The following is a 12,988-nucleotide window of genomic DNA, read 5'->3' on the forward strand; positions in this document are numbered from 1 at the left end:
CAAATTAAAAATTAAAGTGCGACAGCTTAATTATCTGTTCAGGACGCTCGAATTCAAAAAGTTTATCTTTACCTAATCTATATAGAATAGGTATTGACGGTTCTTTTGTTTTACCCAGGTACGACGCGCCTTAATCATTAGTTTCCAATTATTAATTTGCGAAGCACCTGCTCTTGTACTACTTGTATTGTTTATGTAAATCTGTTCAAAGATCGCTCGTTTCACGATTGCTGTTCTTTTCAGAAAGCGGATGCAAAGGTAAGAACTTTAAAGCATATCTTCCAAATATTTTCGGAAGTTTTTTTTCATTTTTCTTTTTTCTCTTTCCTCGTCGTCTCTCTTGTCGAAAGGGAGGCAAAAAGAAAAAGGAAGAAGGACCAGGCACCGTTTCTTGAAAGAAGAATGTCAACTCGCGCTGCTTTCGTTTTCAAAAGCGGGTGCAAAGGTAAGAACTTTAAAGCATAACTTCCAAATGTTTCGGAAGTTTTTTTCACTTTTCTTTTCCAAGGCCGAAGTTCCGAAAGAAACCTATGGCAAAGAAGAGAAAAATGGAAGCTTACCGCTCCGTTTTACTGTCAGAATGTCAAAACATCGCCGCCTTCGTTCCCGAAAGCGGATGCAAAAGTAGGGCTTTTACGGACATCTGCAAAATATATACAAGCTTTTTTTGAGGGTTTACGTGAACTTTTTCATAACTAGCTGATTGATAGATATGTTTTAAAGCATATTTTTTAAAGGGAAAGAAAGGCAGGAAGGAAGGGGACACATTATATATATACGCGCGCGCATCGGAATATACTAAGTTCACCCCTTGACATAGACCACTGAACGGCCGGCACCACGCTTGAGGAGCCCAAAGAGAACTGACAATAAACCTGCGAAAGGCTACATCCGGAAAGCCCGGATACTAAACGAGAACTACTGAACAACTTTTCTCACTACAGATATGTTTCTTTCTTACCACACCCGCGTTTCTTTCTTTCCACAGCTGTGGTAAGAAAAGAACATTGCTGTGGAAAGACTAGTTTTTAGAGAAACAGACTCAGAAAGTAAAGAGATAGCAATTATATCTGGCATTTTAGAAACTAACTATCCATAAAGAACGAAATGAAATACTCCAAAGATAAAAGAAAAGAGAATGAAATCTCCCACAATACTGTGACAAACCGAAAAACTCAGCGACAGATAGGGTAAATATCAACCTAATTATTTATCTTTGTTAGCTTTTAAAAGTTAGCATACTAAAAACAATAAAGTGCAATGAAAGATTTTCTGAAATTTACGTTTGCCACCATTACCGGCATCATCGTATCAGTCGTTGTTTTAGTTTTCATCAGTATTTTGGTGGTTTTCAGCATGGTATCATCTTCGGAGTCAGAAACGCAAGTACGCAAAAACTCCATTATGATGCTGGATTTGAATGGTGCACTGGCTGAACGCAGCCAAGACAATCCGTTCGATGCCCTTATGGGAGACAATTATAAGACTTATGGCCTGGATGATATCCTCTCTTCTATCAAAAAAGCAAAAGAGAATGACGACATTAAAGGTATCTATATAGAAGCGACTTCGCTGGGTGCAGGATTTGCTTCACGCGAAGAAATACGCAATGCATTGAAGGATTTCAAGGAATCGGGAAAATTCATCGTGGCTTATGGTGACAGCTATTCCCAAGGTCTTTATTATCTGTCAAGTATAGCCGACAAGGTGTTGCTGAACCCGCAAGGTATGGTCGAGTGGAGGGGCTTGGCCGCTACCCCCATGTTCTTCAAGGATTTGCTGGCCAAAATCGGAGTAGAAATGCAGATATTCAAAGTAGGTACCTACAAATCGGCTGTAGAGCCTTTCATCTCTACCGAAATGAGCCCTGCCAACCGTGAACAAATCGACGCTTACCTGACCTCCATCTGGGGACAAGTGACCAATGATGTTGCAGAATCACGCAAAATATCTGTAGACTCACTGAACGCCATTGCCGACCGCATGTTGATGTTCTATCCCGCAGAAGAAAGTGTGCAATGCGGACTGGTCGATACATTAATATATAAGAATGATGTACGCAACTACCTGAAAGCGATGGTAGGCATCGACAAAGACGACCGCATGCCCGTACTTGGTTTGCAGGACATGATTAACGTAAAGAAGAATGTTCCCAAAGACAAAAGTGGAAATGTGATTGCCGTATACTATGCCTATGGAGAAATTGACGGTGGTTCATCTTCTGCCTCCAGCGAAGAAGGCATCGACTCTAAAAAGGTGATTAAAGACCTGCGCAAGCTGAAAGATGACGAAGATGTAAAAGCTGTAGTATTACGCGTAAACTCACCGGGCGGAAGCGCCTATGGTTCAGAACAGATATGGTATGCCGTCAGCGAATTGAAGAAAGAGAAACCAGTCATTGTTTCCATGGGTGACTATGCAGCTTCAGGAGGTTACTACATTTCTTGTAATGCAGACACCATCGTGGCCGAGCCTACCACACTGACGGGTTCTATCGGCATCTTCGGCATGTTCCCCAACGCAAAGGGGCTGACTGATAAAATCGGGGTAAATTTTGATGTAGTGAAAACCAATAAATACGCAGACTTCGGCATGCTGACACGCCCGATGAATGACGGAGAAAAAGGGCTGATGCAAATGTATGTGAACAACGGATATGACCTCTTCCTCACCCGCTGCTCCGATGGCCGAGGCATCAGCAAGGAAGACCTGGATAAAATTGCCCAAGGCCGTGTATGGACCGGAAGCAAGGCCAAGGAACTAGGACTAGTCGACGAATTGGGTGGTTTGGACAAAGCTTTGGACATTGCCATTGCAAAGGCCGGAGTAGATGCCTATACCGTGATGAGCTATCCGAAAAAGGAAAGTTTCTTTGAAAGTCTGATGAACACCAATCCGGGTAACTACATCAAAGCACGTATGCTGAAAGGCACAATGGGCGAGATATACCAGCAGTTCAGCGTCCTGGAGAATTTTGACAAATGTGACCGTATACAAGCACGTGTACCCTTTGAACTGAATATTCAATAAATGGAGGAAAACTTTATCAAGATATATCATTGGCTATATCCCCTATCATGGCTTTATGGGATAGGGGTATGCTTGCGAAATAAACTCTTTGACTGGGGCTGGCTCCGGTCAAAGAGTTTTGACGTTCCAGTAATATGCGTGGGCAATCTTGCTGTGGGCGGAACTGGCAAGACGCCACATACCGAATATCTGATAAAGCTATTACAAAAAAACGGAGTAAATGTAGCCACCCTCAGTCGGGGTTACAAGCGTAAAAGCCGAGGCTATGTATTGGCCGATGACAAGAGCAATGTACGCCAAATAGGTGACGAGCCGTATCAAATTAAAAATAAATTCCCCAATGCACGGGTAGCGGTAGACGAAAACCGTTGCCACGGCATTGAGCAACTGCTGAAACTGGAAAATCCCACTGTAGAAGCCATCATCCTGGACGATGCCTTCCAACATCGCCATGTAAAAGCTGGGCTGAACATTCTACTAACTGATTTTCACCGGTTACTGTGCGATGATGCCTTGCTCCCTGCCGGAAGACTCCGCGAACCTTCAAGCGGTAAAAACCGGGCACAGATGGTCATCGTCACCAAATGTCCGGATGATATCAAGCCGATAGACTTCAACATCATAGCTAAACGGCTCCACCTCTATCCATACCAACAACTGTATTTCTCCAGATTCCGCTATGGAATGTTGACACCGCTATTTCCCGAGAAAACGAACAGCCGGAAAGTGCTCTCCTCCCTCACCAGAGACGAGCAAGTACTGCTGGTGACAGGCATCGCCTCCCCCGCCCCCTTACAGAAAGAAGTGGAATCTTACACGCCACACGTCAAATTGCTGTCATTTGATGACCATCATGACTTTACTCCCAAGGATTTATTGCAAATAAAGGAACAATTCCTGCACCTGGAAGAGTGGAAAAGACTGATAATCACCACGGAGAAAGATGCGGCAAGGCTGAAACTCCATCCCGCACTGGACGAAACACTAAAGCCGTACATCTACGTGCTGCCGATAGAAATAGAAATTTTACAAAATCAACAATATATATTTAACCAAAACATTATTGGCTATGTTAGAGCGCATTCAAGAAACAGCAGCCTTTCTGAAGGGAAAGATGCACACCCAGCCTGAGACAGCAATCATCCTCGGTACCGGCCTCGGCAGTCTTGCCGGTGAAATCACTGAAAAGTATGAGATAAGGTACGAAGAAATCCCCAACTTCCCCGTCTCTACCGTAGAGGGACACAGCGGAAAACTTATCTTCGGCAAACTGGGCCATAAAGACATCATGGCGATGCAGGGACGTTTCCATTTTTACGAGGGCTATTCCATGAAGGAAGTAACCTTCCCGGTACGTGTAATGCGCGAACTGGGTATCAAGACCTTGTTCGTTTCCAATGCCAGTGGCGGCACAAATCCGGATTTTGCGATCGGCGACCTGATGATTATCACCGACCATATAAACTACTTCCCCGAACATCCATTGCGTGGCAAAAACATACCTTACGGCCCTCGTTTCCCGGATATGAGCGAGGCCTATGACAAAGAGCTGATTCGTAAGGCCGACGCCATTGCAGCAGAAAAGGGCATCAAGGTTCAGCACGGTGTCTATATCGGTACGCAAGGTCCCACATTCGAAACACCTGCGGAATACAAGATGTTCCATATTCTGGGTGCCGATGCAGTGGGCATGTCCACCGTGCCGGAAGTCATCGTGGCAAATCATTGCGGAATCAAAGTGTTCGGCGTATCTGTCATTACAGACTTGGGGGTAGAAGGTAAAATCGTAGAAGTTTCTCACGAAGAAGTGCAGAAAGCTGCAGACGAGGCACAACCGAGAATGACAGAGATTATGCGTGAATTGATTAATAGAGCATAAGAAAGCATGAGAACAGAAATAGCTACCCTCGGTGAATTCGGCCTCATCCGTCACCTCACCGAAGGCATTGAACTAAAGAATGAGTCGAGCCGATATGGTGTCGGAGATGATGCCGCCGTCCTCTCCTACCCGGCCGAAAAGGAAGTGCTCGTTACCACCGACTTGCTAATGGAAGGCGTCCACTTCGACCTTGTGTATGTACCGCTCAAGCATTTGGGGTATAAATCGGCCGTAGTCAATTTCTCCGATATCTATGCCATGAACGGCACACCGAAGCAGATTACCGTTTCCTTGGGTATATCCAAGCGTTTCAGTATAGAAGACATGGAGGAACTCTATGCCGGCATCCGTTTGGCTTGCGAAGAATATGATGTTGACATCGTGGGAGGAGACACCTCCGCTTCCTATACTGGGCTTACCATCAGCATCACCTGCATAGGCGAGGGTGAGAAAGGAAAAGTGGTCTACCGCAATGGTGCCCGCGAAACCGACCTGATTTGCGTCAGCGGCGACTTGGGTGCCGCCTACATGGGACTACAGCTTTTGGAACGCGAAAAGGCGGTGCTCAAAGGAGGTGACAAAGACTTGCAACCGGACTTCTCGGGGAAGGAGTATCTTCTGGAACGTCAACTGAAGCCCGAAGCACGCCGTGACATCATTCAGAAACTGGCAGAAGAAGGTATACAACCCACCTCCATGATGGATATATCGGACGGACTTTCTTCGGAATTACTGCATATTTGTACCCAAAGCAAAGTGGGTTGCCGAGTTTACGAAGAACATATTCCTATCGACTATCAGACGGCTGTAATGGCAGAAGAATTCAATATGAACCTGAGCACTTGTGCACTGAACGGAGGCGAGGATTATGAGTTATTGTTCACCGTCCCCATTGCCGACCATGAAAAGGTTGCCGAAATGGAAGGCGTCAAGCTGATTGGCCATATCACCAAACCGGAATTAGGCTGCGCCCTAATTACCCGTGACGGTCAAGAGTTTGAACTCAAAGCACAAGGATGGAATCCTTTGAAGGAAGAAGAAGCGGAAAAAGCATAACTATAAAACTTTTTCAGTATTTTTTCTCAAATCATAAACGCTGATAATTAGCCATATAGCCAATTATCAGCGTTTTTTATTATGAAAGCTATTGCATAGTCCAAAAGTTTCACTACCTTTGCAACCGCAAAAGAGATAAACATGGTGCCATAGCTCAGTTGGTAGAGCAAAGGACTGAAAATCCTTGTGTCCCCGGTTCGATTCCTGGTGGCACCACCAAAGAAAGTACATAAATGCTTTTCACACATGAAAACCCTTGAATTAGAGATAGTTCAAGGGTTCTTTTTTTACCCTCACTACGCATTCCGCTACATATTTGTGAAGTTGGATTTTGCCAATTCAGTGGCTTTTTTTAAGGCTTTTGAAAAAGCCATAAATATGCACCATACTTCATTGTTTTTCAGCTGTTTGACAATTCCAATCTCCGGTGTGAAAAAGTAATTTTGCACACATGACCGGATGAAGTCGAAAAAGTGAAAGAAATTTAAAAATTCGGTATTTCCCATCAGGATAAAAAAAAGGAATCGAACCCGGGATACAAAAGGCAATTCGAACCTGAGAAAAATGGGATTTTTATGGCTTTTCCACAAGTCCCTCAAAAAAGCCACCGAATTTAACATTTCGCTCCACGTCCTCATGCCATCCGGTTTTGACGAAACAATTGAATGTAACACCTCAAAAAACAAAAGTGATGAAACAAGGAACAATGAACATTCTGTTTTTCGTGCTTAAAACGAAATTGTTGAAAAACGGTGAGGCACCGGTATTGATGCGGATAACCATCAATGGAGACTATGACGATGTACGTATCCAAAGAAGCGTACCCCTGAACTTATGGAACGCCGCCAAAGGATGCAGTAAAGGCAGGGACAGGGCATCAGTGGCACTGAACGCCTATATTGCCGAACTGCACGCACGCGCCTTGGAAAAACACAAGGAACTGGTATTGGAACAGGCCCTGATTACCCCAAAACTGATTCTTAAACGTGTTTTCGGGAAAGACACCGAAATGCGTACACTGCTCGGCACCATGAGGGAAGGCATCAAGGAAATGGAAACATTGGCGGGTATAGACTACTCTCCCGTCACGATCAACCGGTATAAGAACGTGGTGAAGAAATTACAGCTGCTCATCCCCTCTTATTATGGAAAGGAGGATGTCACTTTCCATGAGCTGACACCGGAGTTCATCCGTGCGTTTGACATTTACCTGAAAACGGAGGCGGGACTGTGCCGGAACACGATAGTCCGTTATATGAAATGCTTCAAGAAATTTACCAATATGGCATTGGCAAAGGAATGGATGCGCAAGAATCCCTTTTACGGTTACAAGATGGAGCAGGACGAGACCGATCCGGTATTCCTGACCTACGACGAGTTGCAGACCGTAATGAAAAAGAAATTCACCATTCCACGGCTTGAACTGGTCAGGGATGTCTTTGTCTTTGCGTGCTTCACCGGTCTGGCATTCTCCGATGTTGCCAGTCTGAACAAAGAGAATCTGGTACAGGACAATCTCGGAGACTGGTGGATAAGAAAAGGAAGGGTCAAATTGGAACACCGTAGGAAGGCCTCTTCCATCAGCAATATTCCATTGCTGCCCGTACCCCTGGCCATATTGGAGAAATACAAGGAACATCCGACCTGCATTAAGAAAGGATGCTGTTTGCCCGTCATGTGCAACCAGAAGATGAACAGCTATCTCAAGGAAATAGCCGATTTCTGCAGCATTAAGAAGAATCTGACCACGCACGTTGCCCGTCACACTTTCGGGACTACGGTCACGCTTGCCAACAATGTGCCTCTTCAAGATGTTTCCGTCATGCTCGGCCATGCCTCCACACGTATGACACAGCATTATGCACGGGTCATGAACAGCAGCCTGAAAGAAGCAATGAACAGCGTGAAGGAGCGTCTTGCACAATAAGTATATAAATTCAGTCATTAAGCCGTCCCCCTAGGGATGGCTTTTTTTGTAATCTATAATTCACAATATCCTGCCGTCCTTTCAATTTCTTACCTGCAAATATAGCCATTTGTCGGGTTGATTGCGCAAGGCGGCCCCTTTCAGGGGCTGGTTGGCTAAAAGAAAATCATCCTCGCTTCGCTGCGGTATTTTCTTTTGCCAAGCCTTGCTCAATCCCCGACAAAGGACAGCCCGGCAAGTAAGAAAACGAAAATCCGGCTCCATGGAGCCGATCATGTCAAACTTAAAAAAATAAAGGTATGAACAGAAAGACGACAAGCAAAGGACAGCAGGAAGCCAATCCGGAAATGACGATGTTGGTTTATCGGGAAATGAGCTATCCTGCACGGGAAGTGCAAGGCAAAGATGGAAACTATCTGGTTTCCGTAGAAAGACTGGAACAGGAACTGCTGGATGGCATCAGAAGCCTTGATCCGGCAGCATTCGATTTGGACGAAGAAATCGCTTACTATTGTTCGGACGAAGAGATCCGCCTGTTGACGGACGATGAACTGGAAGAAATGATTTACGGCTGACATTTAAAAAAGTAATGATTATGAATGAAACAACAGCAAAGATCTGCGAGGAACAAGTAGCAGACCTAACCATAGAGAATGCACACAGGGTCACGATGATCCGGAAAAAAGGTACGGACTATCCCCCCGTACCGTTCCTTTTCAGAAAGGAGCATCATGGAATGTCCAATTACACACACCTGTATGGGAATCCGGAAGAACGGAATGAATTGCATTCCAGGGATTTCAAAGACTGGCAAGCCGTAGCATTCAAACATCCTGCCTATTTGGATGATATGTGGAAACAGGCTTGCGACGCATACGCCTGGAGTTCCTTCAATCCGGAGATTCGCGGCGAGACGGACATCATGATCTACGGAGAGGAGCTGCACAACGACCTGCAACTCATGCCGGAAGAGGAACGGGATACATACATCGCCGCCTACCGGCAGAAGTTGTCCGCCCAGCTCTCGGTCCTCTCCCGCTGTGCCAACCCGATGGTGACGGGACGGAGCGGATTTGATTACTACAGGCAGGAAAAAGCGAACAGAAGCTATCAGAACCGTTACGAAGAATTCCGCAATTGGCGGAAAAAAGTTCTTGAAACCGTCAGACGGAAAAAGGAAGCCGCACGACCGGAGGAAGAGAAACAGGAAAAGGCATGGCAGACGCTCAAACGCGACATCAAGAGCAGTGCCGACACCATCCATGGGATTGATACCGGACAATGCCGGGGCTATAGCCGTGCCCTGTTTGTCAGCAGCATCCTGAACAAGGTATCCACCCTGGCCAATCACGGGGAAGTGGAAATCGTCCGTAGGGCCGTGGACTTCATTTCCGAATATAACGCAAGGGTGAAGAAACCCGTAATCACACCGAGAAACAAATTCTTCCAATTGCCGGAACTGGCGGAACGGATGCGCGAAAAGCTGAAAGCGATGCAAAGCCGGGAAAACAAGGAAGTGCCGTTCGAGGGCGGGACACTTGTATGGAACTATGGGGAAGACCGCCTTCAGATCCTGTTTGACAGGATTCCCGAAGACAGCAGACGAAAGGAACTGAAATCCTCCGGATTCCGCTGGTCACCCAAAAACAAGGCATGGCAACGGCAGCTTACCTCCAATGCCCTCGGTGCCGCAAAAAGATTGTTGGACCTTCAAAACATCTGAGCCATGAAAAACGACAATTTGAGATTCATCATTGATTCACGTTGCTTTGACGGAAGTTGCGTGACCGTCATGTCTGATGGGATACATAGTGATTATGGTCACGAAACACTGGAAGAATTGAGGGAAAGGGAAAATAACCCCAGCCTCATTGCCGTGCCCGGGAATGCCATCTGCAAAAAAATGCAGATCCACCTGCAGTCTCTCTGCGCCCCGTTCTGTGAAATTACGGAAGAGGACTATTTTGACTATATGGACACCCAGCCACCCATCCGGCACACCCGGAATTTCTTTTTCATGAGCGAGCCGTATCATGCCGGCATTCACCGGTTCTGCTTCCGGACAGACGGACGGTATTTTACGGGGCTGCGTTCCGTGAACACACCAAGAAAGGATTTGGAACAGCAAATGGACAGACATTACCGGAAGGTCACATTCAAAGGCGGCATCCTCAAAGAAAAACCAATGGGAATATTTGACCATACACGGCATAGTTTCACAGTTATAGTCCCATATCTGTTTCTTGACAAAAATGGAGAGAAGAAATTCATCTGCAACCTGGTGAAAGGTACGGACGAATCCTCCGGCAAGGATGCAAGACAGGAAACAGCCAGGGTTCTCCAAAGCTTGCGCCGCCATCATTTCCTCTACTTCTCCGGCTATGAGGGAAACGACGATATGGGCAGATTCCTGGAAAGAGTGGTGCAAAACAGACATACCCTGTCAGCAAACGGGGATTTTCTGCAATATCCCACCAACCGAGAGTCTGTGTCTTTCGCCGGAACGGTCAAAGAAACAGGGGAAAAGTTCTTTTACCGCATCTACGACCTGGAACTGTTCCATTACCTGCTGTACAAGCTGCGGAGTATCAGAATGGAAAAGAAGGAAGTGCAGGCTTGAATCAGTATGCAGGATGGGTTCCCGGCAGGGTTTCCATCCTGCACATGTATCAGAAATCCAACAAAAAAAACGCAATATGAACCATACAGACTTTTACGCCCGGATAAGGGCTATCAAAGAAATGGAATACAGGGAATTGTATGCAGCCATAGAACTGCATGGAGCTTCCTATGAATGGAACAGCAATGATGGGGAATGCCCCGTCATTGCTGTCAATACAGGCAGCGTACAACTGGCTCCGGCTGATGTGCTGATTTGCAGGGTTACCATTGAGAACGGCAACTTGCGCCTCTATGGTGTGGAGAATGAATACGGGAATGAGGTAAACTTCCGGCCGGATGAAGCCTTTGCCGGACATCTGTCATATATCATAGATTGTTTGCCGCCCGTCAACGGAGTGGATGATGTGACAACATTAAAGACAGAGGAGGAAGCGGTATGAAGAAGGAAAAACAATCCTGGACGGACTATGTTCCTCATTCGGTCAGCCTCTATTACGTGGACTACCGGGAGAATTTGGACAGCCATGATGATTTGCAGGAGCAGTGCATCCGTCGGAACAGTCTCAGTCCGTTGGAAGAACAAATCCTGGAGTGGTATGCCGATCAGGAACATGGCAACCTGCAAGGGTATCTCTCGGAGATACGGAATGAGATGGAAGCGGACGGGAAATCCGCCGAATATATCCGACATGAGGAGAAGATAAAAGACCTGCTTTACGAACGGAACAATACCGATCCGGCAGAAGAACTGATAGACAATTCCGCTGTAACCAATATGTTCTACTCCCTTGGAGTCGAAATCGAGGGCTATGTGTATGGGGGCTGTGGGCGCGGAGAATCCGAAACGGTCTCTCTTCATAAAATCAGACGGGCGCTTCAACTGAAGGAAGGGCTGTTTACCGATGAACTCCATGAACTTCTGTTCAATGCTCCGTACGGTGGCGAACTCCTCATCTATTTCAATGCCATATTCTCCAGACTGATTACGGGAGATACTTCACATGATTTCAAGCGCATCCGATTCTATGGAGGTGTCATTGTTGCTATTGTAGACAGCCGGAATGGTGCGGGGTATCATGTAAGTCTTCAGACTGACATCACCCTTCCGTTTTACAGGGACAATCTTTTTGTGGATTCTCAGGTACATTATTCCTATGCGAATGAAATTTGCGGGTTGTTGAACAGCTGGTGTGATTCCACCCGTTGGGAAACCGGAATGATGTCTCTGGAAGTCACTTTGCAGAAGAGTCACATAAATGAATATCAGAAGCAGGAAGCTCTTTATGAAAAAAGGTTTCGGGAAGGCGGATGTACTTTTGGAGACATGAACCATAAACGCCACAGAGATACCTATTATATAAACAGCTTCCCATGCGGTACCAAATGTCCGCATTGCGGCACGTTTTGGATTGACTGAAAACAGACGAGTCTTTTACACATCTTGAAAATGAATAAAACTATGGATAATCAAAGAACAAAGATGCTGGGTGAGAACCTGACGCACTACAGAAATCTTCAGGAGAACGGCTCTGTAAACCTGATCGAATTTCACACAACCGACAACCGGAAATTCGGCATCGGAAATCCGGATGCCATCAAGCTGTTGCTCTCGGCAGCCGTTACCGAACTGGAACGCCAGCTCCATATAGCGCAGTCCGGAGGTTTACCGGAACGGTTGGAACAAAGCCGGGAGTATAAGGCGGCAAAGGCACTGGAACAGGCACTGAATGATACGGGATTCAGTCCCGAACGTTTTGCAGAGACACTCCCGTTTTTCCATAAGACCTTGGAACAGACATTTTTCAAAACAATAAAGGTATGTATCATCGCCATGGCAAAACGTGAGTCGTGCCGGATTGACAGCCGAAATCAAGCGTCTTACGAAATGTGCCGGATGCTCGCGCCCATGCTGGAAGATACCGACTTACCCTTTATTTGACGACATGGAATTCAAGTATGACCGAAAAGCGGACTCCAGTGCTGAAAAGCCGGAGTTCGCTTTTTCATTGTTTAACAGATAAAACACCAAAGTTATGAAAATCCTGAATGAAGAACATTTCGAGAACGTAAAGCGCTATGCCGAATCCATTGGTGACACCTCACTTCAAAAGTGCTTGGAACGGTTGAAGAGTTGGGAAGGGAATCCTGACTATCCCAGTGAGATTTCACTCTACTATGACCATGCCCCATACTCGTTCGGCTTTACCCAGCATTATGCTGATGGAAGAATAGGTATCATAGGAGGTCTGCTCTATCACGGAATACCGGACAAATCATTTGCCGTAACATTGCAGCCGTTCCACGGATGGCAGATACATACCTGAAAAACATGAAACTTGACAATGACCGAAAAGCAGACTTCAGAACAGAGAATCCGAGGTCTGCTTTTTCATTTCTTGCTGTAAAGATAGCCGTTTTCCGGGCTGATTGTGCAAGGCGGCCCCTTTCAGGGGCTGGGTTGGCTGAAAGAAAAT

The 12,988-nt window shown here is 46.1% G+C and carries 12 protein-coding genes and 1 tRNA gene; all 13 read left to right on the forward strand.

Annotated features, from left to right (window positions below; genetic code table 11):
* Positions 1-1,260: 1,260 nt before the first annotated feature.
* Positions 1,261-3,030, forward strand: coding sequence for a signal peptide peptidase SppA (sppA, locus tag DWY55_RS04565; protein WP_005828668.1), 1,770 nt, complete (start codon positions 1,261-1,263; stop codon positions 3,028-3,030).
* On the forward strand, positions 3,031-4,161 hold the full coding sequence (gene lpxK, locus DWY55_RS04570; RefSeq protein ID WP_005828669.1) for a tetraacyldisaccharide 4'-kinase: 1,131 nt from the start codon (positions 3,031-3,033) through the stop codon (positions 4,159-4,161).
* Positions 4,100-4,909: a purine-nucleoside phosphorylase gene (locus DWY55_RS04575; RefSeq protein WP_005835556.1), complete on the forward strand. Its 810-nt coding sequence runs from the start codon at positions 4,100-4,102 to the stop codon at positions 4,907-4,909. Before lpxK ends, DWY55_RS04575 begins: the two co-directional genes overlap by 62 nt.
* Positions 4,910-4,915: 6 nt before the next feature.
* A complete protein-coding gene (gene thiL / locus DWY55_RS04580; protein WP_005828671.1) occupies positions 4,916-5,965 on the forward strand; it encodes a thiamine-phosphate kinase in 1,050 nt (349 codons plus the stop codon).
* Between the two features lie 143 nt (positions 5,966-6,108).
* Positions 6,109-6,184: transfer RNA gene (locus DWY55_RS04585), tRNA-Phe, on the forward strand.
* Positions 6,185-6,656: 472 nt separating this feature from the next.
* Positions 6,657-7,892, forward strand: a complete 1,236-nt coding sequence (locus DWY55_RS04595; RefSeq protein ID WP_004288802.1) for a site-specific integrase — start codon at positions 6,657-6,659, stop codon at positions 7,890-7,892.
* 299 nt (positions 7,893-8,191) lie between these two features.
* A complete protein-coding gene (locus DWY55_RS04605; RefSeq protein ID WP_007838828.1) occupies positions 8,192-8,467 on the forward strand; it encodes a hypothetical protein in 276 nt (91 codons plus the stop codon).
* Positions 8,468-8,487: 20 nt separating this feature from the next.
* Positions 8,488-9,615, forward strand: coding sequence for a hypothetical protein (locus DWY55_RS04610; RefSeq protein WP_081446748.1), 1,128 nt, complete (start codon positions 8,488-8,490; stop codon positions 9,613-9,615).
* Positions 9,616-9,618: 3 nt separating this feature from the next.
* On the forward strand, positions 9,619-10,512 hold the full coding sequence (locus DWY55_RS21960; protein WP_039952963.1) for a hypothetical protein: 894 nt from the start codon (positions 9,619-9,621) through the stop codon (positions 10,510-10,512).
* 76 nt (positions 10,513-10,588) lie between these two features.
* Complete coding sequence (locus DWY55_RS04625; protein WP_234095700.1) at positions 10,589-10,954, forward strand: hypothetical protein; 366 nt, start codon at positions 10,589-10,591, stop codon at positions 10,952-10,954.
* Complete coding sequence (locus DWY55_RS04630) at positions 10,951-11,931, forward strand: hypothetical protein (RefSeq protein WP_117666663.1); 981 nt, start codon at positions 10,951-10,953, stop codon at positions 11,929-11,931. Before DWY55_RS04625 ends, DWY55_RS04630 begins: the two co-directional genes overlap by 4 nt.
* Before the next feature lie 42 nt (positions 11,932-11,973).
* Positions 11,974-12,453, forward strand: a complete 480-nt coding sequence (locus DWY55_RS04635; protein WP_039953030.1) for a hypothetical protein — start codon at positions 11,974-11,976, stop codon at positions 12,451-12,453.
* A gap of 94 nt (positions 12,454-12,547) precedes the next feature.
* On the forward strand, positions 12,548-12,838 hold the full coding sequence (locus tag DWY55_RS04640) for a DUF4120 family protein (protein ID WP_004288793.1): 291 nt from the start codon (positions 12,548-12,550) through the stop codon (positions 12,836-12,838).
* Positions 12,839-12,988: the final 150 nt, after the last annotated feature.

This window comes from Bacteroides sp. AF25-38AC, assembly GCF_003602995.1.
Lineage (GTDB): Bacteria > Bacteroidota > Bacteroidia > Bacteroidales > Bacteroidaceae > Bacteroides > Bacteroides uniformis.

Coding starts and splice junctions, on each gene's coding strand:
- DWY55_RS04575 (WP_005835556.1), top strand. CDS start 4,100: ATGTTAGAGCGCATTCAAGAAACAGCAGCCTTTCTGAAGGGAAAGATG.
- DWY55_RS04635 (WP_039953030.1), top strand. CDS start 11,974: ATGGATAATCAAAGAACAAAGATGCTGGGTGAGAACCTGACGCACTAC.
- DWY55_RS04595 (WP_004288802.1), top strand. CDS start 6,657: ATGAAACAAGGAACAATGAACATTCTGTTTTTCGTGCTTAAAACGAAA.
- DWY55_RS04605 (WP_007838828.1), top strand. CDS start 8,192: ATGAACAGAAAGACGACAAGCAAAGGACAGCAGGAAGCCAATCCGGAA.
- thiL (WP_005828671.1), top strand. CDS start 4,916: ATGAGAACAGAAATAGCTACCCTCGGTGAATTCGGCCTCATCCGTCAC.
- DWY55_RS04625 (WP_234095700.1), top strand. CDS start 10,589: ATGAACCATACAGACTTTTACGCCCGGATAAGGGCTATCAAAGAAATG.
- DWY55_RS04630 (WP_117666663.1), top strand. CDS start 10,951: ATGAAGAAGGAAAAACAATCCTGGACGGACTATGTTCCTCATTCGGTC.
- DWY55_RS04610 (WP_081446748.1), top strand. CDS start 8,488: ATGAATGAAACAACAGCAAAGATCTGCGAGGAACAAGTAGCAGACCTA.
- lpxK (WP_005828669.1), top strand. CDS start 3,031: ATGGAGGAAAACTTTATCAAGATATATCATTGGCTATATCCCCTATCA.
- DWY55_RS04640 (WP_004288793.1), top strand. CDS start 12,548: ATGAAAATCCTGAATGAAGAACATTTCGAGAACGTAAAGCGCTATGCC.
- DWY55_RS21960 (WP_039952963.1), top strand. CDS start 9,619: ATGAAAAACGACAATTTGAGATTCATCATTGATTCACGTTGCTTTGAC.
- sppA (WP_005828668.1), top strand. CDS start 1,261: ATGAAAGATTTTCTGAAATTTACGTTTGCCACCATTACCGGCATCATC.